The organism is Saprospiraceae bacterium, from assembly GCA_016712145.1.
In the GTDB taxonomy this organism is placed as follows: Bacteria; Bacteroidota; Bacteroidia; order Chitinophagales; family Saprospiraceae; genus Vicinibacter.
This window is the reverse complement of sequence record JADJRO010000001.1, coordinates 121,343-144,540: the sequence shown is the minus strand read 5'-3', so window position 1 is coordinate 144,540 and position 23,198 is coordinate 121,343. Positions and strand designations below refer to the sequence as shown.

Sequence of the window (23,198 nt, the reverse complement as noted above, 5' to 3'; positions counted from 1 at the left end):
TTAATCTGATTAGCAATACTTTTGTTTATTATTTAAATTTATATAATTAAGAAATTATGGCAGCAATTAATCCTGGTCCCGGAATGGAAAAGCCAAAAGGCTTTTGGAGCAAACCCGAAGGCGTAACAGGCACGGTGGTATTGGCAGGTTTATTAATAGGTGGAGGAGCAATCTTATATAAATACCTTCCTTATTTAATCAGCTTGACTCAAAACATGGTTTACCTGGCCGGAATGTTGTTAGTCTTGGGAGCTATTATATATATGGTTCTTGATCCACGCATGCGTACCTTAATAGGTTATATGTATAAAAGCATCATGCGATGGATAACCGGAATCTTTGTGACCATTGATCCAATTGGCATCTTAAAAAATTACATCAGTGATCTTGAAAACAATTTGTCTAAAATGAGTGAACAAATTGGTGTATTGAAAGGGCAGATAAAAAAACTACAAAACAATGTTTCTGAAAATTCCAAAGAAATAGAAACTCAACTTCGTATGGCACAGGTTGCAAGGACTCAGAATCTCGAAGCCCACATGGTTTTATCAACCCGAAAAGCAGCCCGTCTTCAGGAAACGAATGAGAAATACAATCATTTACTAAGTAAAATGGATATTCTGAATAAGGTATTAATCAAAATGTATCAAAATTCAGAAATATTATTGGCCGATACCAGAGACCAGGTTAATTTAAAAGAGCAAGAGCGAAAAGCGATCCGTGCTTCACACAGTGCCATGAAATCTGCAATGAATGTGATCAGTGGAAATACCGATCAACGCGTATTGTTTGATCAGGCTCTCGAACACATTGCAGATGATGTAGCATACAAGGTAGGAGAAATGGAGCGCTTTATGGAATTGTCTGAGAACTTTATGAACAGTGTTGATTTGCAAAATGGCGTTTTTGAAGAAGAAGGATTAAAGATGTTGCAAGATTATGATGAAAAGAGCAAGCTGCTCTTTATGGGAGGAAAGGATGATAAATTTAAAATGGACAGTAAAATTCCAGAACGTGTAACCGTGGATCGCAAAGACTCAGAATCCAATTCATACGATGGGATTTTCAATAAATAGATTTTTTTTGTTTAGGATTAATTAATAATATGCTATTGTATCTCGGGATTATTTGTGTTTTAGGAGGTGTTTATTTTTTATTGAGCAACTTCAAAATCATCCATAAAGATGTTGTTTCAAATAAACCAATCGAAGCACAAAAAGTGGACAATATTATTGTACGCACTTTATCCATTTTGCTTTGCTGCTTAGGGCTTTATTTAATCTGGCCAGAAAAACAAATGCCCGAATCTAAACCGATCCAGGCTTCGGATACTCCCAAAAAAGTTTATGTTTGGGAACAAAGTGCACGGGATGCACTCACAAAGCAATGTCTTGAAAATGGCAAAAGGACTGCCGAAGCCTACCCGCAGCTTGTAAACGATTATTGCAGTTGTGCCACAGATCGAATTACTGAATCTATGAGCCCGGAAGAATACACACAAATTATTTCAAAATCAAAGGAAGAACAGGCAGCCAGCATACGCCCTTTGGTGCAATCTTGTGTTGATATTTTAACCAGATTGATTCAATTAAGCGAAGAATCAAAAGAAGATCCGAAATAAAATTAGTGCATTCGATCTCCTCTAACTTTTAATCCTTTTATTAAATTCGCTTCAAATTGAAGGAATTCTTGCCATCGAATTCGGATAAAATCTTTGTCTGAATACAATTCTGCCAATTCAAGAAACATTTTGTAATGACCTGCTTCAGATACCATAAAATGGTGATAAAATTCTTGTAGCTGGGGATCTTGCAATTCTAAAGATAATAAGCGAAATCGCTCGCAACTTCTGGCTTCAATTAAAGCGCAACAAAGCAATTGTTCAACAAGTCTTCCATTTCTTGATCCACCTTTTTTTAGAAAGCCCAACAAACCATGAACGTATTCATCTTTCCGTTGAAAGCCCAGTTTCAAATTTCTTTTTTTAGCTCGGCAATCACCATTCGAAAATGCCCCCACTCTTCTGTTACAACCGGTGATACTTTTTCAACTAATTGTTCTTTGTCTGGGTATTGTTGAACTAAAGAGATGCAGGAACTCGCAGCTTTTTGTTCGCAATATGCATGATCTGTTAATATATCCTCTAAAGACATTGTGGCAAGATCCGTCCATCTTGGGTCAGTAGGCAAGTGCAAACCCAATTTAGTTAGCTCCTTTTTTTGAGACATTCCAGCATGTTTTTGAGAACATCTAAATAAATTAATTCAAAGCGATCGGCTCCATTCGTCCAAATAATTGTAAAAGCATCGACTTCGTTTTTAGCTAAATAATTTAGATCTTCTTTATCTAATTTGTATTGGATTGTGATTAGCGTATTTCCTGTTCCTGCTTCTATTTCAGATGTATTTAATGCAAATGTTTCCAAATAAATAAAATCACCATTCAAAAAATCCAAACGTGCTGGATTAGAAGGATCTATGCTCCCATAAATCTGTGCAGCTTTTGGTGAATGTAAAACAAACTTCAATTCCAGGTAATACTTTTTCTTGACTTCAATAAACCTGGCAAAACATTCTAAAAAGTCATGCTCTTTAAAATAACTACTTATTCTTGGATCTGTGTATTCAAAAAAACTGATATATTCATTTGCCCAGATAGAACCGTCTTCGTTTTGAGTAAGCTGACAAGGTGATTCAAGGATTTGATCATAAACCCTATTTGAAGCATGCAGTATTTCATTATTTTTTAATATTTTAAATTCAGAACCAGAAGGAATCTGCATTTTTTCTAGTAACGAAAGCGCTTTGTTAATTTTCTTTAAACTGAGTTGTGCATCTGGATCCCTTTTATAAATGAGTTTTCTGGAATCTGATAATAGCATCAGATAAGCTTGCTCAACCTTAGATAAATTTACAGCCTTCAGATTCAACTGTTTCAGGTTTTTTTCCAATGCCGCTTTTTGCTTTTTAGTTAGTTGCGAATCAACCAGTTGCGCACGAATTTGTTCTTGTGTAATGCGCAGTTCGTGCCGTTGGTTTCTCGTTTGATAAATCCCTGCGATTAAACGTGATTCCAAGCGGCTAAGGGAGTCACCTGTAGATTCAGATGCATAAAGATTGCCGTAAAATCCAAGGCTTAAAAAAAAGGCTATTTTAAAATAGAAACACTTAGAATAAAAATACTTTGAAAGCACATTAACGATTGAAATTAATACAAAATTAGTGAAAGATCCCTGTAATCCTGTAATTTTGGCCTCTCTTTTCGAAAACAACAAGCATTTTAGCATGAAAAGGAATTTATTTTATACTAGCATGGTGATTATGATTGGACTATTTGGTGCCTGTAAACAACAAACTGTCCATTCTGGCCCTGAGGCTTCTGAATCAAAACTAAGTTATCCTGAAACCAGAATGGACACGGTTTCTGATAATTATTTTGGAAATAAGATTGTTGATCCATACAGGTGGCTTGAAGATGATCATTCATCAGAAACGATGGAATGGGTAAAATCACAAAATCAATTAACATTTTCAGTACTTGATAAAATCCCTTTCCGAAATGATTTAAGAAAACACATTGAAGGTCTATTTGATTATGCAAAATACAGCATACCAGAAAAAAAATCCGGTAGTTATTTTCTGTTTAAAAACAATGGACTTCAAAATCAGGATGTACTTTATCGCACTAAAAACTTGAAAGACAGTTTGCAACTTGTATTAGATCCCAATACACTTTCCAAAGATGGCACCATTGCATTAAGTGGTCATAGTTTTTCTAAAAATGGAAAATACATGGCCTGTTTAATTTCGGAAGGTGGTTCTGATTGGACTAAGATCATTGTGAAAGATTTGGATCAAAATAAAGATTTAACCGATTCAATCAAATGGGTAAAATTCAGTGGGGCGTCGTGGAAAGATGATGGTTTTTATTACAGTCGATATCCTGAACCCAAAGGCACCGGTGCCTTGTCTGCAAAAAATGAAAATCACAGCGTCTACTTTCATAAATTAGGCAGCCCTCAATCTGCAGATGCTCTAATTTACAATGATCCTAAAAATCCGTTGCGCAACTCGTATGCAAGTCTAACGGATGATGAACGCTTTTTAATATTAAGTTCATCAGAATCCACCAGTGGAAATTCATTGGCAATAAAAGATCTTGCTAAAAAAAATAGTGCATTTCAATGGTTGGTTAAAACTTTTGAAAGCGATTACAATGTCATTGGAAACTCTGGAGATACGTTATTTATTCATACCAATCACGAAAGTCCTAATTGGAAGGTGTTTGCTGTTTCTATGAAAACTCCAACACCCGACAAATGGTTTCCGATAATTTCAGAATCAAAAGATGTCTTGCAATCTGTCAATTTGATTGGAGGCAAACTGATCGCAGTGTATATGCACAATGCAACAAGCCTGGTTAAGATATTTGATCTCAATGGGAAAGAATTAAAAGAATTGCAATTGCCTGAATTAGGTACAATTGGTGGTTTTAGTGGAGAACAAAATGATCCGGAAGCATTTTATTCATTCTCCTCATTTATTAGACCAAACTCAATTTATAGATTGGATTTGAATACGTATGAATCCACTTTGCAATATACTTCTGAAATTGCGGGATACAATCCAGATCTGTACACTACGGAACAAGTATGGTTCAAAAGCAAGGATGGCACTTCCGTTCCGATGTTTATAACTCATAAAAAAGATTTTAAAAAAGAAAGCAAAGCCCCTTGTTTATTGTATGCGTATGGTGGTTTTGATATTTCATTAACTCCTTCGTTTGCAGTTTCCCGTTTACCTATTTTAGAAAACAATGGACTCATTGTTGTTGCGAATTTAAGAGGTGGTGGAGAGTTTGGTAAAAACTGGCATGAAGCAGGAACCAAAGAGCGTAAACAAAATGTATTTGACGATTTTGCTGCAGCTGCTGATTATTTAGTTTCTGAAAAATATACAGACCGCGAGCATTTAGCAATTCAAGGTGGATCCAATGGCGGTTTGTTAATTGGCGCAACGATAACTCAAAGGCCCGATATTTGCAAAGTTGCCTTTCCTGCTGTTGGGGTTTTGGATATGTTACGTTATCATAAGTTTACTATTGGTTGGGCCTGGGCTGCTGATTACGGCACCAGTGATACCCAGGAAGGATTTGATTATTTGATCAAATATTCACCATTGCATAATGCCAAGCCAGCTGCTTATCCAGCAACTATGATTACAACAGCAGATCACGATGACCGGGTGGTTCCAGCACACTCCTTTAAATTTGCTGCAGCCATGCAAAAAGCACAGCTAGGTAATTTGCCGATGTTAATCCGAATTGATGTCAGCGCAGGGCATGGCGCAGGAAAACCAACTTCAAAGCGAATTGATGAAGCTGCAGATATATTAAGTTTTATGTTTTCTCAAATGAAGATTACACCTCAATTAAAATAAATTAAATTAATTAACGTTTAAACCTATTAAAATAAAATAATATGAACGCAAATCAATATTTAGAATCAAATAAACAACGCTTTTTAGATGAATTGCTGGAGCTTTTAAAAATCCCATCTGTAAGTGCTGATTCAAATCATAATGAAGATACCAAACGGTGTGCAGAAGCAGTAAAACAAGCTTTATTAGATGCAGGTTGTGACAAAGCTGAAATTTGTAAAACCAAAGGACATCCGGTTGTTCTTGCAGAGAAAATAATTGACCCAAAATTACCAACTGTTTTAACCTATGGTCATTATGACGTACAACCACCCGACCCGCTTAATTTGTGGACAAGTGGACCCTTTGAACCGGTTGTGAAAGATGGAAATATTTATGCACGTGGAGCTTGCGATGATAAAGGGCAAGTATTTATGCATGTGAAAGCACTGGAATGCATGGTTAAGACCAATAGCCTTCCTTGCAATGTCAAGTTTATTATTGAAGGAGAAGAAGAAGTTGGTAGTGCAAACCTCGACAAATTTTTAAAAGCAAATAAAGATAAACTTGCTGCCGATATCGTATTAGTGAGCGATACCTCCATGATCAGCATGGAAAACCCTTCAATTGAAACCGGATTGCGTGGTTTAACTTATATGGAAGTGGAAGTGACTGGTCCCAATCGCGATTTACATTCTGGTGTTTATGGAGGTGCGGTTGCCAATCCAATCACAATACTTGCAAAAATGATTGCATCCCTACACGATAAAACAAACAAGGTCAAAGTTCGTGGATTTTACAGAGATGTCGTTGAAATGACTCCCGCAGAACGCAAAGAATTAAACAACGCACCATTTAATTTAGAAGAATATAAAAAGGATTTAAATATTCAAGAAGTTTGGGGTGAAGATGGATATACCACATTAGAACGTACTGGAATTCGCCCAACATTGGAACTAAATGGTATTTGGGGAGGTTACACCGGCGAAGGTGCTAAAACGGTTTTACCATCAAAAGCGTATGCTAAAATTTCTATGCGTTTGGTACCAAATCAAAAATCAAAAAAAGTTGCAAAACTATTTGAAAAGCATTTCATGAAAATTGCACCACCTTATGTAACTGTTAAGGTTACAGAATTGCATGGTGGAGAAGCTGCCGTTACCCCTACGGATAGTGCAGCTTATAAAGCAGCAGCAAAAGCCATTGAAACAACTTTCGGTAAAAAGCCAATCCCAACGAGAGGCGGTGGAAGTATTCCAATCGTAGCGCTATTTGAAAAGGTATTAGGAATTAAAACAGTTTTAATGGGTTTTGGATTGGATTCTGATAATATACATTCACCAAATGAAAAATTTGGTTTGTTTAATTTTTATAAAGGCATTGAAACCATTCCACATTTTTACAAAAATTATTCAGAAACAAAAAAGAGCTAGTCGTATAATGAAAACATTGAACAACATTTTAATTTTTAGCATGATTTCATGCTTAAGCCTACAAGCACAAAAAAACAAATCAAACATGGATTCTCTTAGTTACAGTATCGGTATTTTATTTGGAAACAGTCTCAAACAACAAGGTCTTGATAAAGTCAATTCAAAAGATCTATCAGATGGATTGGAAGCTGTTTTAAATAACAAACCCACCAGCATCACCAAAGAACAAGCAACTCAGATCTACTCACAGGCAATGTCTGCAATAGCAGCTAAAAAGAATGCTGGAGCCAAGGAAGAAGGCGAAAAATTTCTCTTAGAAAACAAAAAACGCTCTGGGGTGATGACTACTGCCAGTGGGCTTCAATATGAAGTGATTAAAATGGGTGACGGTGCCAAGCCAGGCCCAACTGACAAAGTTAAAACCCACTATCATGGCACACTCATCGACGGTACGGTATTTGACAGCAGCGTCGAACGTGGCGAGCCGATTAGCTTTCCTGTTAATGGCGTTATCGCCGGTTGGCAGGAAGCACTGCAATTGATGAATGTTGGATCCAAATACAAATTATACATTCCATACAATCTGGCTTATGGTGAACGTGGTGCCGGAGCAGATATCAAACCGTTTTCTGCATTGATTTTTGAAGTAGAATTATTGGGTATCGAATAAATTCCAATTCTTGCCAAATGTTCTCTTACAAGAGAACCCGTTTTGCAATACATAATGAATGGCTGTATCGTGTACTTATACTTAAAGCACGATACAGCCATTAAAATTTGAATATCTTTGATTTGATTAATAGGCTCCCTATGAGGAAACCTATTATTTTAGCGTCAACATGCACATTTCCATAATTAGCTTATTGCCTGAATTGCTTAGGAGTCCGCTGGAGCATTCCATACTCAAACGTGCCCGGGATAAAAAAATATTAGACGTAGAACTAATTGACCTAAGATCATTTGGATTGGGTGCATACAAACAAGTGGATGACTACCAATACGGTGGTGCTGCTGGCATGGTCCTTATGATCGAACCATTGGTCAACTGCATTGAATCTTTGAAATCAAAATACCAATTTGATGAAATTATTTACCTGAGTCCTGATGGAGAATTATTGAATCAATCCATTGCCAATCAGTTGAGTTTAAAAGAAAACATCCTGATGATTTGCGGACATTACAAAGGGATCGATCAACGCGTACGGGATCATTGGATTACCCGAGAGATCTCAATAGGAGATTATGTGTTATCCGGGGGTGAATTGGCAGCATGCGTTTTAGTAGATGCAATTGGTCGCCTGATACCGGGCGTTTTAAATGACGAAACCTCTGCACTGACGGATTCATTCCAGGATCAACTTCTTGCTCCTCCTGTTTATACACGTCCTGCTGAATTTAAAGGGCTCCATGTTCCGGATATTCTGTTAAGTGGCCACCAGTCCCAAATAGAAAACTGGCGTATGGAACAATCTCTTCAACGCACTCAAGAACGGAGGCCTGATTTGCTAAAAGAAGAATAAAAATTATCTTTAGGCATGGAGACATTGCATGAACTTGTATTTGGAAGCAGAACCGGTTTTCAGCCCTTTGGTTTACAGCATCTGATCCCAATCTTGTTTTTTATTTTGATGACTCTGGTATGGATTCGCTGGGCTCAAAACAAAGACAAAACCATACAATATCAGTCGGCCTGGTGGTTTTCAATTTCTCTTGGATTTGCCGTTTTATGGTGGATGGTATTTAGATGGTGGAATGGTCGCTTTGATATTCGTGAAGACCTCCCCTTTCATTTGTGCAATTTATTAACCCTGGTATTTCCAATTGCTTTGTATTATCGATCCCGTTGGTTTTTTGGAATCTTATATTTTTGGGTATTGGCAGGAACCTTACAAGCAGTAATAACTCCAGATTTAAAGGAACCGTTTCCACATTTTATTTATTTTCGGTACTGGTGGATTCATTGTGGATTGATCAGCCTGCTCTTTTATGGCTTGATGGTATTTAAATGGAAAATTTATTTTTCGGATTTAAAAAATGCCTTAATCGGGGCAAATGTCTATTTGATCTTTTCACTCATAATAAATGGCACTACAGGTGGCAATTACTTTTTTTCAATGCGAAAACCTGATGCTGCTACCCTTTTAGATTATTTAGGACCGTGGCCCTGGTATTTGCTAACCGGCCAATTTTTAATGGCATTGCTTTTCTTAATGTTTTATTTGCCATTTTATATGACGCGTAAACGTGTGGGAATAAAACTAAAAACTGTTAAATAAATTTATTTATTCGTTGATTTTATAATTAATAATAATTTTTGGGGATTCAAGTTTTTGTTTTTTGGTTCGCTCTTTAAAACAATATAATTAACAATCATCTCAGTATTCTTAATTGACATTTTAAATTTAATATTAAACGTTTTATAAAAACGCACTTTGAGGTCCCTGATCTTTTCGATTTTAAATTTTAATAGCTTCACCACACGGATTGCTTCTTCATCACAAGAAGGAAATAAACTTGAAATTATCTTTGCATCGATTACATCTCCCTTGTAATTGATTTCTGCTTTCAAAACAACCGTACCTTCAACTTTATGAGGAACTGCATCTTCGGGATATTTTAATTCTTTATAGATAAATTCAGTAATCCCTTTGGGCCCTCCCGGATAATCCGGTTGCGGAATAAAATTTCTATGTTTTTTTTCTCTTTTCAATATTTATTTAATTTCCTTTGGCTTAATGACTTCTAATTGCAAATCGAGTATGGTTTGATTAAACTGCTTTATTTCTTGTGCTTTCAATAAATTAAATGCATTCAATTGATCCGCTATGAGTTTATCTAGTTCTTGCCTGCAAGCTTCTGCCTGATCGGTAGGAGGATACGAACCGTGTGCTGTTAAATCAGAAAGATGGGCTAATTTATTAGTCAATTTAATTGGATAATTTATGGGATCTTGATTGCTTCTACTTTTTGTTTGGTACAATTCATTTTCAATGCTTGTGAGACTGCTGTCAATCTTTGTTTTCAACTTGGTGAGCCGTTCAAATTCTGCATTTTTATTCAAACTTGATGTAAAGTCAGTTAATTGCTTACGGATGTCTCTGATTTGAATAATGCAACGATGCGCTTCATCCAATCGATCTCTGACATTCTTTACAAATTCATATTGCAGTTGGATGTCACGAGCTGTCACCGGATAAATTGGATCTGCTACGATTTCAAAATTTGTTGAATCCATATTGGAACGACTGCGAATATGTATCTTATAAATACCAGGCAATGCACGTGGACCCGATAAATCAGCACCCCACATGACCATTCCGTCAAAACTTTTTGCCGGCTGTACTCTTGGATTGATAATCATCCGATTGCTTCCAGAAATAAGTTCCAATTTATATTCATTCGATTCCGGGAAATTTGAATAAATACTTACTGTATCATTTCCCTGATCAATACAATAAAATTTAATTGTATCCTTTGGATATAATGTATCTATATAATAATGTACAATCAAACCATTTGGATGATTGGTGCCATTTGTTAATGATTCAAAAGATCCTCCTCCCATCCGTATCATTGGTTTTGGTTGAAACAACAAGGTCTGTGGCTTCGTGACATTCATAGATTGAATTTGCCGCAATGGATTGATGTCATCAATCATCCAAATACTGCGTCCCTGTGTTGCTGCAATGATAAAATTTTCCCGAATCGTTAAATCTGTAATTGGAACGATTGGTAAATTTAATTGAAATGGTTTCCAATTCGATCCGTCATCAAAGGACAGATACATGCCATACTCTGTGCCTGCAAATAAAAGTCCTTTGTTTTTAGTATCGGCGCGAATGACCCTTGTAAAATGATCCCCAGTAATTCCATTGACAATTAATTTCCAGGATTTGCCATTGTCTTCTGTCTTAAATAAGTATGGTTTAAAATCACCATTCTTATATGCAGTTGCTGCTAAATAACATCCTGCCTCATTGAACGGATCTGCTTCCAGGCTATTTATTTGCGTCCATTCAGGCAAATTAACCGGCGTCACATTCATCCAACTTTGCCCTCCATTTTTTGTTAAATGAACCAAGCCATCATCAGAGCCAACCCAAATGGTACCCGATTTAAGAGGCGATTCTATCAATGAAAAGATGGTACAATAATACTCAACAGATGTATTGTCTTTTGTGATGGGCCCACCGGAAGATTTTAATTTTGAAGTATCGTTACGAGTTAAATCCGGACTGATTGTTTCCCACGATTGTCCTTCATTTTCTGTAACATGCAATTTATTTGATGCGCAGTACAATCGCTTTGGATTGTGTGGTGAAAAGTAAATCGGGAAGTTCCATTGAAATCGATAGTTTAATTTTTCTGCTCCATGTCCAATTGGATTATCAGGCCATACATTAATATTTCTAGAAATCTTTTTTGAATGATCGTAACGCGTTAAATAACCACCATATGAACCTCCATAAACAATCTCAGGATTCAGCGGATCCACAGCGATATGACCTGATTCACCGCCTGCAGTGGGTTCCCAATCCTCCCTACCGATAGAATAATCAGAAGTTCGATGTGCAATCCGAATGGTACTGTTATCTTGTTGAGCAGCATAAATGCGAAATGGAACGTGATTGTCTGTACTGACGCGATAAAACTGAGCTGTTGGTCGATTATCAAGTGAAGACCAATGACGTCCTCCATCGTCTGTAATTTGAGCGCCTCCATCATCAGCTAAAATCATACGTTGCGTATTTGTTGGATTAATCCACAAGTCATGATGATCCCCATGATTTGAAGGCATCGTAACAAATGTTTTACCGCCATCCATTGATTTATGAAAAGACACATTTAAAACATAAACAATATTTTCATTCTGAGGATCTGCATACACTCTGGAAAAATACCAGGCTCGCTGCCGCAATTCTCGATTGCTATTCACAAGCGTCCAGTTTTGGCCTCCGTCATCGGATCTGAACAATCCACCATTTTCATTTTCAACCATTGAATAAATGCGATCATGATTCGACCCACTGACACTGACGGTTACTTTACCCCAAAGGCCTTCAGGGAGTCCTTTACTTTTTGAAATATTTTCCATGTATCTCCACCATCGATACTTTTCCATAAAGCAGAACCATTTCCACCACTAGATAAGTGATAGGCATTTCGTTGCACATTCCAGCTTCCGGCATATAGGATGCGAGGATTTTCCTGATCATAAACTAAATCGCTGATTCCTGTACTGTCGTTTATAAATAATACGCGCTTCCAGGTTTTACCACCATCAATGGTTTTATAGATTCCACGATCCGGACCTGCTTTAAAAACATTTCCCAACGCAGCCACCAATACAATTTCTGAATTTTTTGGATGTGTTCGGATTCTTACGATATGTTTCGTCTTTTCTAAACCGATTTTAAACCAAGTCTTGCCGCCATCTTCAGTTTTCCAAATGCCATGTCCGGAACTCATATTTCCCCGAATCGTTTCCTCCCCTTCTCCGACATAGATCACATTAGGATCTGCAGCAGCCACTTCAACTGCACCAATGCTGCCTCCAAAAAATCCATCAGAAATATTTTTCCAAGTTGAACCCCCATTGCTTGTTTTCCAAACCCCACCACCGGTAGCACCCATGAAATATTCATTCGGTTTGTTTTCAATACCTGCTACTGCACAGGACCGACCTCCTCGAAAAGGTCCAACCAATCTCCATTGCATGGATTTATAATATTTTTCATCCCATTTCATCTGCGCATGTACATCAACCAGAAAAATAATGAATGAAGTCATTAATATAAATAATCTTGTTTTCATACGAATCAAATTAAATAGTAAAATAAATCCACACCCATCCTGTTAAATAGCCTATCAATGCCAATAGGCTGATTCGCTTAAAATACCATTGATAGCTTATTTTTTCTATACCCATGGCAGCAACTCCTGCTGCTGACCCAATGATTAAAATACTTCCACCTGTTCCCGCTGCAAATGCTAACTCATGCCAGAAATGATGATCCAAAGGCAAATCATACATTCCGATAGCCCCTGCTACTAATGGAACGTTATCGATTACTGCAGAAAGGATTCCAAGAATTAAAGCAATCACGGCAGTATCCTGAATGTAGCTATTTAAAAAATCAGCAAGCACTTTAAGTTGGCCAATTACTTCCAAAGCAGAAATTGCTAATAAAATTCCAAGAAAAAATAAAATACTTGGAATTTCAATTCGAGAAAGTGCATTTCTAACAGTAGGTTTAGAAAAATCCTTTTGCGGTGGATAAAGAGAGGGCAAATCCAATTCAGAAACCAACCAAATCACTGCAAGCGCACCCAACATACCAATAAATGGCGGCAAATGAGTTAAAGCTTTGATGATTGGCACCAAAATCAATAATCCAATCCCAAGAATAAGAAATACTTTAGATGCCGAGCTTGCCTCTTCTAAAGGTTTATCAGGCAATTCTACAGTTTGTTGGAAACGTTTATTGAATCGTACGATTCCAATTGGAATCGCAATGCTTAAAATTGATGGTATTATTAGAAATTCAATTAATTGCAAGGTACTTACTTTGTGTTCGATCCATAACATAGTTGTTGTAACATCGCCGATTGGAGACCATGCCCCACCAGAATTTGCTGCGATTACAATAAAACCCGCAAACCAAAATCGATCTTCCTGATTGTTTAATAATTTTCGGATCAGAGAGATCATAACAATTGTTGTAGTTAAATTATCTAAAACAGCTGAAAGAAAAAATGTTACCAAACTAATAATAATAAGCAGGCTCCATTTATTCTTTGCTTTAATCCATTGAGATATTACATCAAACCCGTGATGAAGGTCAACTAATTCCACAATAGTCATTGCGCCTAATAGAAAAAACAGGATAGATGCAATTTCACCAAAATGATGAATCAAAATACTGGAAACATCGGCACCACTTTCAGTAATTGGATTCGGATAAAGTGCAATGAGTATCCAACTAATTACTCCAGCTAATAAAGCACTTACGGCCTTGTCTATTTTTACCTTATGTTCAAAGATGATAAGTAAATATCCTACTAAAAAAACAAGGCTTACTGCCAAAATCATGTTGATCAAAATTTGTTTGCAAGGTAGCAAGATTTAAAGAGGAAATTTGACTATATCAACGAGTTATTCGTCTTTAGCAACAATCAACAGGGTATAGTTTGCCTCTATCAATTCAAGTCTAGGTATTATATTTTACTATTTGATTATTTATATAAAAAATGGCGTTTTATGAATTTGAATTAACCTACAATTCATTTTACCATTTTTTACCATGTCCATACAATGGCTCAATACTTCAATTTGGACGCTTCTGGTTACCTTTGCAGCTCCATGCAAAAATCGGTTACTATTGGACCAATCGCCTTGCCAGAATTTCCCCTCCTTCTGGCACCTATGGAAGATGTCAGCGATCCTCCGTTTAGAGCGCTGTGTAAACAACAGGGCTGCGATCTCATGTTTACTGAGTTTATTTCGGTTGAAGGATTGATCCGCGATGCCCAGAAATCTGTCCAAAAACTAGATATTTATCCTGAGGAACGCCCCATTGGTGGTCAGATTTTTGGTGCAGAATACGATTCTATGATGAAGGCCGCAGAAATCGTAGAAAAGGCACAACCTGAAATCCTCGATATCAATTTCGGCTGTCCGGTACAAAAGGTAGTTTGCAAAATGGCCGGTGCAGGCATTTTAAAAGACGTGCCTAAAATGGTAAAACTTACTGAAGCTGTTGTCAAATCAACCAATCTTCCGGTTACCGTTAAAACCCGATTGGGATGGGATGATACCATGATATTTATTGAAGAAGTTGCCGAACGCCTTCAAGACATTGGCATTAAAGCATTGACTATCCATGCGCGGACCCGGTCACAAATGTATAAAGGTGAGGCTGATTGGAGTTGGATTGCCAAAGTCAAAAACAACCCCAGAATTCATATTCCTATCTTTGGAAACGGAGATATCGATCATCCTGTCAAAGCCTTGGAATACAAAAACCGATATGGAGTAGATGGGCTCATGATCGGACGTGCCAGTATCGGATATCCCTGGATATTTAGAGAAATTAAGCATTATTTTAAGACCGGAAACCTCCTGGCTCCTCCCACCACTTTTGAACGCGTAGACGCAGCTCGTCAACACTTAATCAATTCTATTAAGTGGAAAGGCGAAAAATTAGGTGTATTGGAAATGCGCAGACATTATACCAACTATTTTAAAGGATTGCCAAATATAAAAGAATTCAGAATGCAATTGGTTACCGAATCAAATCCCCAGCGAATTTTAGAAATATTGGAGCAGCTAGAAATTAGTTATACTTTAGAACCTAATCTCGTTTTTCAGGAATGAATCAATCATTGATATTTAAGCTTGACGCTTCTGAACAAAAAATTCTATCTATCATTTCAGAATCCAGTAAAGAATTAGATGTTAAAGCCTATGCAATTGGGGGCTTTATTCGTGATAAAATTATCGGCCGGGATTCAAAAGATATCGACATTGTATGTATTGGAGATGGCATTGCATTGGCTGAACATGTGGCTAGTAAATTTCGTCCGATGCCAAGTGTAAATGTTTACAGTCGCTTTGGCACGGCGATGATTAAACACAAAGAATTGGAAATTGAATTTGTTGGAGCCCGAAAAGAGTCCTACCATGTGGATTCTCGTAAACCAACCGTTTATAGTGGCAATTTAAAAGACGACCAGTTGCGACGTGATTTTACAATTAATGCAATTTCAATAAGTCTCAATGCTGAAAATTATGGTGAAATTATAGATCCGTTTGATGGGATGAAGGATATTGAACAAAAAATAATTCGCACACCCAATAATCCTGAACAAACATTTTCTGATGATCCTTTGCGAATGTTACGTGCAATCCGTTTTTCAAATCAATTATTATATAAAATTGAAGACAAAACATATGAAGGAATCATTCAATCAAAGGACCGATTAAAAATTGTATCCCGCGAACGCATAACTGCTGAACTAGAAAAAATATTGGAATGTGATAAACCTTCAATTGGATTTGACTTATTATTTAGAACAGGTTTATTGGAATTGATTTTACCGGAATTGGTTTTATTGCACGGCGCGGAATACCAAAATGGAAAAGGACATAAAGACAATTTCTATCATACATTGCAAGTAGTTGATAACCTTGCCTTAAAAACTAAAAACATTTGGTGCAGATGGGCTGCTGTATTTCATGACATTGCAAAACCCCAAACCAAACGATTTGATCCAGAACATGGTTGGACATTTCATGGGCATGATGCCTTAGGAGCCAACATGATTCCAAAATTATTTAAACAGCTGCGATTGCCCTTAGATCACAAGATGAAATATGTCCAAAAATTGGTACGCTTACATTTAAGGCCGATTGCATTGACACAAGAAGAAATTTCTGATTCTGCATTAAGACGATTGTTATTTGAAGCCGGAGAAGATTTAGAAGATTTACTGTTATTGTGTGAGGCTGATATTACTTCAAAAAACATTACTAAAGTCAACCGCTATCTAAATAATTATTTAGTGGTCCGGGAAAAACTTTATGAATTGGAAGAGCGCGATCGGATTCGAAACTGGCAGCCTCCTGTAACCGGAGAAGACATTATGAAAATATATAACATTAAACCAGGCCGCGAAATAGGACTCATTAAAACAGCCATTCGCGAAGCGATACTCGACAATCAAATCCCAAATTCACGAGAGGCTGCTTTGAAATTAATGGAAGAAAAAGCGATCGAATTAGGAATAACAATTAAGAATTAAGAGTTAAAAATTAAGAATTATGGACTCAGGGCGGACATCCCGCATACCTGAGGGAAGCGGTGGGAATTAACAATTAAGAATTAAATAATTGAATATGAAAGGCTTTGGAATTGCGATACTGACATTCTTTTTTTTACAATGTGGATTTGGTCAAACACTGAATCCGAAATTCGACTCCGTGTTGGCTAAAAAACTTATGGCGGATGATTATGGAATGAAAAAATATGTTTTTGTAATTCTCAAAACAGGACCAAACAAAACAAATGACAAATCATTTATCGATAGTTGTTTTGCAGGGCATTTCAAAAACATGGGAAGATTAGTTGATTTAAAAAAATTGATTGTAGCTGGTCCCTTTAAAAAAAATCAAAGTGAATTTAGAGGTCTGTTTATTTTAAATGTACCAACACTAGAAGAAGCGCAACAATTGCTTGAAACTGACCCTGCAATACACTCGGGTTTATTAATTTCAGAGAGTTACCTTTGGTATGGATCCGCAGCCTTACCAGAATATTTAGATGAATCAGATAAAATTTGGAAATCAAAACCTTAAGAAAAATGAAACAGTTATTTATTCGTTTTTTTTTGATTTTAATTGCAGCTTTATTAGCAGGAACCAGTTTTGGATTATGGATGGGAATAAAGCCAGAACAATATTCTCAATCAGCTTATTTCGAGCTCCAACGAAATTTGGTACAATCTTTAAATACTTTGATGATTTCCCTGGTAATTCTTGCATTCATATTATCACTTCTTGACGGCTATTTCAGTCGCAAGCAAAAAGTTAATGCAATTTGTTTATTCATTTCTGCTGCTTGCTTTTTAGCATGTATATTAATCTCACGATTTGGAAATACCCCAATTCAATTGCAAGTATTTGAATGGAAAGCAGAAACATTACCTTTAAACTGGACCCTTTTGAGGGATCAATGGTGGTTATTGCATAAATTGAGGACTCTTTGTGAACTCATTGCACTCGTTCTTATCAGTTGGGTTACTGTATTTAAATCAAATTAAGAATTAAGAATTAAAAATTATGGGAGCGTAGTGGACATACCACTTATTGGCGGGAAGGATTAAGAATTAAGAATTAAGGATTAAGAATTAAAAATTGAGAATTATGAGAGCGTAGCGTTCATCCAGAGTAGAAGTGGAATGAATTAAGTGTTCCCGATTTTTGGTAAAATTCTAAAATTGTACTTCAAGTTAAAATTCAAAAGATTCAATAATTTATGATGGTTTACCAGATTGGATTTTTATCAACCCATTAATGATCACGACACCGGTTAAGATACAAATCAGACCAACAATATCATTTATACCGAGCTTTTCTCCGTCAAAAAAACCTACAAACAAAGAGACGAGTGGCATTAAATAGGTTACACTCGCTGCAAACATAACATGTACTTTTTGGATCAACACATTAAACAATGCCATTGCAACTGCACTTCCCAATACACTGAGTGCTACTAAATGATAAAAAGCATTTCCTGAACTTATGGCCAATGGAATTTGTTGAAATGCGCCATTCCAAAATGACAGTGGTATACAATACAATGACATAAAAAAATACATCAGCGTAGTCATCTGAATCCCTGAAATGGAGCCGAGTTTTGATTTAATGGTATTTCCATTTAAACCATATAATAAAGGGGATGCAAATGCAACCAATAAATAAAGTCCTTCGGCACGTATTTCAGCATTGGGTTTTAGGAGTATCAATGAAAAAGCACCTATCAGTGCTATGATCGTCCCGATTAATTTAGATCGCTCGTTTTTAACACCAAAAAATAACACCCCAATTCCAAATGTACAAATTGGTGTGAAGGCATTTATGATTCCGGCCAATGAACTGGAAATTTTTTGTTGTGCAAAGGGATATAGAAATGCAGGTAGAAATGCACCTATAAATCCGACAAAAAGATCATCGGATAGTTTATCCGTTCAACACTTTTAAGTGCTTTAAGTAAAAAAGGACTCAAGGCTATAGCTGAAAATACCATCCTCAAACTTGCTACTTGAGAAGGATTAAATGAAACCAAACTATGCTTTATAAAATAATAGCTAAAACCCCATATAATAGTTAAAATGATTAGTAAACCCCAGGCAAAAAGACCTGGCTTTTGAACTTGAGCCATATGAAAAAAGCATTTAGTTTGAGCGTATCAAAATTTATACGAAAACAACTATAACGAATTCGAAAACTGAAAATAGCTTATCAAAGATTGCTCGAATTTTACATATTTTCATGAAGAACTTTAAATTATTAGTTTTTTGTATATTTGCTAGCCCCCTAAACCCGACGAATTAATTTTAATACCAAAAACAGGGCTATGAATACCTCCACACTCCACGGATTTTTACTATTAATAGTTAGCTTAACCACTGTAAGTCAAAGTTTTGCAGATTTCTCACTCGTTTGTCCGCCGGATGTAACCGTCAGTTGCCGGGAGGATTATCTGCACGACTTGAATGTTTATGGGAAGGCTTATACAGACTACAATGGCATCATTCAATTCCAGCATGATTGTAAAACAATCATTGAAATTGATGATTGTGGCAAGGGTACAATTAAACGCGTTTGGGGTGTTGAAAATCCAGAAAACTGGAAATGGCTTAGCTGCACACAGGTAATCACTATTAGCAATGCAACTGGATTTAGCTATGCGGATATTACCTGGCCTCAATCTTTGATCATTCGAGATTGCAATCCTCAAAATGAACTGAAAAATCTTCAAGCCCCTTATGATAAACCATCCTGGGAACGACCTAAATGTTCAAAACCGATGGTTTCCTACAAAGACACCCGTTTTCGAGTTGATGAAGGTTGCGAAAAAATTGTGCGGGAATGGAAAATATTGGATTGGTGTCAATACGACCCCATAAATTATCCGGGCAGAGGAATTTTTAGTTATACCCAAGTCATTAAATTAATCAGTGTGCCCGACACGCTTGCCTTGTTATGTAAAAAAGATACGGTCGTATTAAATAGTCGGACCTGCGACACCCTTTATGTAAAGCTCGATTCAGCAATTTTTCAATCATCGTGTCCGGTGTATCATAAAATTTACAACACGTCCAAATATGCAATTAATTCAGGTGCAGATGCAAGTGGTTACTATCCAAATGGCATCACTAAATTTTTCTATATTGCTGAATATGCCTGCGGTACAGAAATAAAATGCGAAGTAACTGTTGATGTAAAAAATAAAATTTTACCCACACCCTATTGTCTTACTGGAGTTATCCTCACGTTGATGCCCGTGGATCAAAATCAAGATGGAACCATTGACGAAGGAATGATCGACGTTTGGGCATCTGATCTTGACAAAGGCAGTTGGCACAGCTGTCCAGGACAAAAGTTAAATTTCTCATTTTCTAAAGATGTATCGGATCGATCAAGGACATATACTTGCAAAGATGTTGGTGTACAAGATGTGGAAATTTGGGTCACGGATACGCTTGGCAATCAGGATGTTTGCAAAACCAGCATTGAAATTCAAAATAACAATCCTGCAATTCCAAATTGTGATGGAAATTTAACAGGAGGCAAACGAAGTCTCAAAGGCCAGGTGCTTTTCTATAATACACCTTCTCCCGGACTTTTACAACTTAAGTTGATCGACAATCAACAAATTAGAGAAACAATGTTACATGCAAACAATCAATATCAGTATGCATTTGATGACCTGAATTCTAAAATGGATTACACATTAATTTTAAATTGCATGATCAAAGATGAGGAGGCCATTGATTACAATGACTTAAACTATTTAAGAAAAATTATCAACGGTCAAATTATACCTACATCACCATATGCTTATTTTGCTGCTGATATAAATTCTGATCAAGAAATCAATCAATTAGATTACAATTTATTGCGCCGAGTCATTAATGCCAGAAATTCACAATTGATTCCTAACATATGGAAATACATTTCTTCGGATTATGTATTTAAAAATAGTTCCAATCCATTGCCTGAAATCCATGATTTCACAATTCCAGTTGATGTACACCATCATGATTTAGAGAAACAAGCCATTGTTGCAATTCGCGTTGGAAACCTCATTAATCCAGTTGAAAAGAAATCTGATTTGGAGGATCGTAACAACGAGCAATCAAAAGAATCGTTTGAATTGCTTCAAATAAATTACCTAAACCAATTGAATGCAGTCGAATGGCAACTGAACAGTACACAAGCAGTTGAAATTGAATTGAATTGTTTTGGTTTAGATGGAAAGATTTTTTATTATTCAAAACATGCCTTAACAAAAGGAATCAACACCATTCAAGTTCAACTTCCTTATATTGGTTTGGGATTGTTTCAAATACGGAGCGAAGACAAGGTCATTTCAGGTAAAATGATCCTTTCAAAATAAAATAATTCTAATTTTTAGTGACTGTTTAAATAAAACAGGGCTCAGATTTCATCAAAATCATCAAATGCAAAGGTTTTGAAATCATCTATTTCGCGCCGTTCTCTTTTTGTTGGTCTGCCAGCGCCGCGTTCTCTTTTCTCCGATTGAGCTTTACCCGTAAACCAGGCTGCATATTTATTGAGTTCTTCTTCAGATGTTTTGTTTTCATAACAGGCTGAAGCAAGCGGAGCACCTACCCGTTTATCAATAATCTTTTGGATTTTTATTAAGAACTGAAACCCATTTTTGCGAACTTCCAGTAAGTCTCCAACTGTAACAAAATGAGCAGCTTTTAATGGTATGGCCTTGCTACTGATTTTTCCATTTTTACACGCTTCAGAAGCCAAGGTTCTGGATTTATAAAATCGGCAAGCCCAAAGCCATTTATCAAGTCTTGTCTTTTCCATTTTCTAAAATCAATGGAAATGCGGGGTTTAATTTTTTCAAGGTATCATGGACTTTTTGGGCCACGAAATAATTGCGATACCATCTAGAATCAGATGGAACCACGTGCCATGGAATTGCAGAACCATTGATAGCTGCTTCGTAATATCGCATGTATTTATCCCAAAGTTTGCTTTCTTCAAAATCTGCCAGGTTAAATTTCCATTGTTTTTCCGGATCAATTCTTCTTTCTTCTAATTTTTCTAATTGCCTATCATGAGAAAGATGTAAATAAAACTTAAGGATGGTCGTTTCGTTGTCATCTATGAGTAATTTCTCAAAATTATTAATCGCTTCCATTCTTACAGCTGCTCGCTTATCGTCAATCCATTGATGTACTCGTTGAATAAGAATATCTTCATAATGACTTCTTATAAAAAGTTTGATTTGGCCTTTTGCTGGAACGTTTTTATGAACCCTCCATAAAAAATCGTGAGCAAACTCTTCTTCCGATGGCTTTTTAAATGCATGTGCATCCACAACCAAAGCAGGACAGGCCATAAATACGGATTTAGCAACCCCATCCTTTCCACTGCCATCCATTCCTTGCAAAATAATTAATAAACTATGCTTCTTTTCTGCCCAAAGCATTTCAGACATTTTCCCAATTTTTGTCACTAAATCATCTGTTTTTTTCTGGACAGATTTTTTATCCGCATTTTTTGGGGCTTTGGTAGAAATTTTTGATAAGATTATTTTTGGCATACTTCGGATTTAAATGTACATTTTTTTGCGCTTCACAAAAAACGACTGCAGAATATAATCATATCCTGCATTTATATCAGCTTCATGATAATCAATACGATATTGCAAACACTTTGTCTTTAATTCATGATGAAAAGCCTGTATCTTTTCTAAATACCGTTCTTTAATTTGATGTGCTTGAACTCTTACTTGCTCACCCGTTTCCATATCAACAAATTGATAGGGTCTGTTTTCAAAATTAAATTCAAGCTCCAGACTCTTGTCTAATGTATGAAAAAGAACGACTTCGTGTTTGTTGTATTTCAAATGCTGCAAAGCAGAAAACAACTCATCTAAATTTTCACGATCATCAAACATATCACTAAATAGAACTACAAGGGAACGCTTATGGATCTGATCTGCTATTTGATGCAAGGCATCTGCTGTTTGAGTCTTTTTATTGACTTGCTTATTGAGAATATAATTTTCAAGATAACTTAGGAGAAGTTGGTAATGCGAGGTACTTGATTTTGCATGCGTGTGAATGCGCAATTCGTCATCAAATACGGATAAACCATAGGCATCTCGTTGTCTTCGCAATACATTCATTAAACAAGCTGCACCCAAAGCTGCAAAACGAAGTTTATTCAAAACCAGACCTGACTTTAAATGTTCCTCCGGGAAATACATCGATGTAGAAACGTCCAAAACGATCTGGCATCGTAAATTTGTTTCTTCTTCAAATTTTTTAGTAAACAACTTATCAGTTCGGGCAAATACTTTCCAGTCGATATCCTTTGTAGATTCTCCCTCATTGTATAATCGATGTTCAGCAAACTCAACACTAAATCCGTGGAAAGGCGATTTATGGAGGCCTATAATAAATCCTTCCACCACCTGACTGGCCAGCAGTTCCAAATGATTAAATGCTTGTACTGGAAATTGATCAAAGAATCCCATAAAAAACAAAAGCCCTTACCGACAAAGATAAGGGCCTT

General features: G+C 36.5%; 20 protein-coding genes and 2 pseudogenes. 12 read left to right on the top strand and 10 right to left on the bottom strand.

The features are described 5' to 3' along the window. Positions 1–56: 56 nt before the first annotated feature. Positions 57–1,076, top strand: a complete 1,020-nt coding sequence (locus IPK91_00630) for a hypothetical protein (protein ID MBK8295802.1) — start codon at positions 57–59, stop codon at positions 1,074–1,076. Between the two features lie 29 nt (positions 1,077–1,105). Then, a complete protein-coding gene (locus IPK91_00625; GenBank protein ID MBK8295801.1) occupies positions 1,106–1,621 on the top strand; it encodes a hypothetical protein in 516 nt (171 codons plus the stop codon). 2 nt (positions 1,622–1,623) lie between these two features. Here the strand turns inward: IPK91_00625 and IPK91_00620 are convergent. Further along, positions 1,624–2,228: pseudogene (locus IPK91_00620) on the bottom strand (tRNA-(ms[2]io[6]A)-hydroxylase). Next, positions 2,207–3,286 (bottom strand): hypothetical protein, encoded by a 1,080-nt coding sequence (locus IPK91_00615; GenBank protein ID MBK8295800.1) that lies wholly within the window; start codon positions 3,284–3,286, stop codon positions 2,207–2,209. Before IPK91_00615 ends, IPK91_00620 begins: the two are co-directional and overlap by 22 nt. A 34-nt stretch (positions 3,287–3,320) precedes the next feature. On the opposite strand from IPK91_00615, the gene IPK91_00610 reads away from it, so the two are divergent. From IPK91_00610 to IPK91_00590, 5 genes are all read left to right on the top strand, one after another. After that, on the top strand, positions 3,321–5,438 hold the full coding sequence (locus IPK91_00610) for a S9 family peptidase (GenBank protein MBK8295799.1): 2,118 nt from the start codon (positions 3,321–3,323) through the stop codon (positions 5,436–5,438). 41 nt (positions 5,439–5,479) lie between these two features. Then, positions 5,480–6,850 carry a dipeptidase gene (locus tag IPK91_00605; protein ID MBK8295798.1) on the top strand — a complete coding sequence of 457 codons (1,371 nt, stop codon included), beginning with the start codon at positions 5,480–5,482 and terminating at the stop codon, positions 6,848–6,850. Positions 6,851–6,935: 85 nt separating this feature from the next. Then, the gene (locus IPK91_00600) at positions 6,936–7,520 is read left to right on the top strand and encodes an FKBP-type peptidyl-prolyl cis-trans isomerase (protein MBK8295797.1); all 585 of its coding nucleotides are present in this window, start codon (positions 6,936–6,938) and stop codon (positions 7,518–7,520) included. A gap of 169 nt (positions 7,521–7,689) precedes the next feature. Further along, complete coding sequence (gene trmD, locus IPK91_00595; protein ID MBK8295796.1) at positions 7,690–8,370, top strand: tRNA (guanosine(37)-N1)-methyltransferase TrmD; 681 nt, start codon at positions 7,690–7,692, stop codon at positions 8,368–8,370. Between the two features lie 15 nt (positions 8,371–8,385). Beyond that, positions 8,386–9,126, top strand: coding sequence for a TIGR02206 family membrane protein (locus IPK91_00590; protein ID MBK8295795.1), 741 nt, complete (start codon positions 8,386–8,388; stop codon positions 9,124–9,126). Positions 9,127–9,128: 2 nt separating this feature from the next. Here IPK91_00590 and IPK91_00585 read toward each other — a convergent pair whose 3' ends face one another. From IPK91_00585 to nhaD, 3 genes and pseudogenes are all read right to left on the bottom strand, one after another. Continuing rightward, positions 9,129–9,560 (bottom strand): TonB family protein, encoded by a 432-nt coding sequence (locus IPK91_00585; GenBank protein MBK8295794.1) that lies wholly within the window; start codon positions 9,558–9,560, stop codon positions 9,129–9,131. 3 nt (positions 9,561–9,563) lie between these two features. After that, positions 9,564–12,664 (bottom strand): annotated as a pseudogene (locus IPK91_00580) (glycosyl hydrolase). A 10-nt stretch (positions 12,665–12,674) separates the two neighbouring features. Then, positions 12,675–13,943, bottom strand: coding sequence for a sodium:proton antiporter NhaD (nhaD, locus tag IPK91_00575; protein MBK8295793.1), 1,269 nt, complete (start codon positions 13,941–13,943; stop codon positions 12,675–12,677). 270 nt (positions 13,944–14,213) lie between these two features. On the opposite strand from nhaD, the gene dusB reads away from it, so the two are divergent. The 4 genes from dusB to IPK91_00555 all read left to right on the top strand — a co-directional run bounded on the left by dusB (position 14,214) and on the right by IPK91_00555 (position 17,671). Further along, positions 14,214–15,227, top strand: coding sequence for a tRNA dihydrouridine synthase DusB (gene dusB / locus IPK91_00570; protein ID MBK8295792.1), 1,014 nt, complete (start codon positions 14,214–14,216; stop codon positions 15,225–15,227). After that, entirely contained in the window at positions 15,224–16,654 is a 1,431-nt protein-coding gene (locus IPK91_00565; GenBank protein ID MBK8295791.1) for an HD domain-containing protein, read from the top strand. The genes dusB and IPK91_00565 overlap by 4 nt, the downstream gene beginning before the upstream one ends. 94 nt (positions 16,655–16,748) lie before the next feature. Next, entirely contained in the window at positions 16,749–17,207 is a 459-nt protein-coding gene (locus IPK91_00560) for a hypothetical protein (GenBank protein MBK8295790.1), read from the top strand. A 5-nt stretch (positions 17,208–17,212) separates the two neighbouring features. Then, complete coding sequence (locus tag IPK91_00555) at positions 17,213–17,671, top strand: DUF1772 domain-containing protein (GenBank protein MBK8295789.1); 459 nt, start codon at positions 17,213–17,215, stop codon at positions 17,669–17,671. Positions 17,672–17,884: 213 nt separating this feature from the next. Here the strand turns inward: IPK91_00555 and IPK91_00550 are convergent, their stop codons facing one another. After that, positions 17,885–18,502 carry a DMT family transporter gene (locus IPK91_00550; GenBank protein MBK8295788.1) on the bottom strand — a complete coding sequence of 206 codons (618 nt, stop codon included), beginning with the start codon at positions 18,500–18,502 and terminating at the stop codon, positions 17,885–17,887. Between the two features lie 56 nt (positions 18,503–18,558). Continuing rightward, positions 18,559–18,792, bottom strand: coding sequence for an EamA family transporter (locus IPK91_00545; GenBank protein MBK8295787.1), 234 nt, complete (start codon positions 18,790–18,792; stop codon positions 18,559–18,561). 195 nt (positions 18,793–18,987) lie between these two features. Between IPK91_00545 and IPK91_00540 the strand changes: the two genes are divergently transcribed. Next, positions 18,988–21,033 (top strand): hypothetical protein, encoded by a 2,046-nt coding sequence (locus IPK91_00540; protein ID MBK8295786.1) that lies wholly within the window; start codon positions 18,988–18,990, stop codon positions 21,031–21,033. Positions 21,034–21,074: 41 nt separating this feature from the next. Here IPK91_00540 and IPK91_00535 read toward each other — a convergent pair whose 3' ends face one another. Genes IPK91_00535 through IPK91_00525 form a run of 3 tightly spaced genes read right to left on the bottom strand, consistent with a single transcriptional unit; the run spans position 21,075 to position 23,160 of the window. After that, the gene (locus IPK91_00535) at positions 21,075–21,479 is read right to left on the bottom strand and encodes an RNA-binding S4 domain-containing protein (GenBank protein MBK8295785.1); all 405 of its coding nucleotides are present in this window, start codon (positions 21,477–21,479) and stop codon (positions 21,075–21,077) included. Further along, on the bottom strand, positions 21,460–22,221 hold the full coding sequence (locus IPK91_00530; GenBank protein ID MBK8295784.1) for a polyphosphate kinase: 762 nt from the start codon (positions 22,219–22,221) through the stop codon (positions 21,460–21,462). The genes IPK91_00535 and IPK91_00530 overlap by 20 nt, the downstream gene beginning before the upstream one ends. A 9-nt stretch (positions 22,222–22,230) precedes the next feature. After that, a complete protein-coding gene (locus IPK91_00525) occupies positions 22,231–23,160 on the bottom strand; it encodes a DUF58 domain-containing protein (GenBank protein MBK8295783.1) in 930 nt (309 codons plus the stop codon). Positions 23,161–23,198: the final 38 nt, after the last annotated feature.

Excerpts from the sequence above, each read along its gene's own strand:
- IPK91_00630 (MBK8295802.1), top strand. The coding sequence starts at position 57 with ATGGCAGCAATTAATCCTGGTCCCGGAATGGAAAAGCCAAAAGGCTTT.
- IPK91_00625 (MBK8295801.1), top strand. The coding sequence starts at position 1,106 with ATGCTATTGTATCTCGGGATTATTTGTGTTTTAGGAGGTGTTTATTTT.
- IPK91_00615 (MBK8295800.1), bottom strand. The coding sequence starts at position 3,286 with ATGCTAAAATGCTTGTTGTTTTCGAAAAGAGAGGCCAAAATTACAGGA.
- IPK91_00610 (MBK8295799.1), top strand. The coding sequence starts at position 3,321 with ATGATTGGACTATTTGGTGCCTGTAAACAACAAACTGTCCATTCTGGC.
- IPK91_00605 (MBK8295798.1), top strand. The coding sequence starts at position 5,480 with ATGAACGCAAATCAATATTTAGAATCAAATAAACAACGCTTTTTAGAT.
- IPK91_00600 (MBK8295797.1), top strand. The coding sequence starts at position 6,936 with ATGGATTCTCTTAGTTACAGTATCGGTATTTTATTTGGAAACAGTCTC.
- trmD (MBK8295796.1), top strand. The coding sequence starts at position 7,690 with ATGCACATTTCCATAATTAGCTTATTGCCTGAATTGCTTAGGAGTCCG.
- IPK91_00590 (MBK8295795.1), top strand. The coding sequence starts at position 8,386 with ATGGAGACATTGCATGAACTTGTATTTGGAAGCAGAACCGGTTTTCAG.
- nhaD (MBK8295793.1), bottom strand. The coding sequence starts at position 13,943 with ATGATTTTGGCAGTAAGCCTTGTTTTTTTAGTAGGATATTTACTTATC.
- dusB (MBK8295792.1), top strand. The coding sequence starts at position 14,214 with ATGCAAAAATCGGTTACTATTGGACCAATCGCCTTGCCAGAATTTCCC.
- IPK91_00565 (MBK8295791.1), top strand. The coding sequence starts at position 15,224 with ATGAATCAATCATTGATATTTAAGCTTGACGCTTCTGAACAAAAAATT.
- IPK91_00560 (MBK8295790.1), top strand. The coding sequence starts at position 16,749 with ATGAAAGGCTTTGGAATTGCGATACTGACATTCTTTTTTTTACAATGT.
- IPK91_00555 (MBK8295789.1), top strand. The coding sequence starts at position 17,213 with ATGAAACAGTTATTTATTCGTTTTTTTTTGATTTTAATTGCAGCTTTA.
- IPK91_00545 (MBK8295787.1), bottom strand. The coding sequence starts at position 18,792 with ATGGCTCAAGTTCAAAAGCCAGGTCTTTTTGCCTGGGGTTTACTAATC.
- IPK91_00540 (MBK8295786.1), top strand. The coding sequence starts at position 18,988 with ATGAATACCTCCACACTCCACGGATTTTTACTATTAATAGTTAGCTTA.
- IPK91_00535 (MBK8295785.1), bottom strand. The coding sequence starts at position 21,479 with ATGGAAAAGACAAGACTTGATAAATGGCTTTGGGCTTGCCGATTTTAT.
- IPK91_00530 (MBK8295784.1), bottom strand. The coding sequence starts at position 22,221 with ATGCCAAAAATAATCTTATCAAAAATTTCTACCAAAGCCCCAAAAAAT.
- IPK91_00525 (MBK8295783.1), bottom strand. The coding sequence starts at position 23,160 with ATGGGATTCTTTGATCAATTTCCAGTACAAGCATTTAATCATTTGGAA.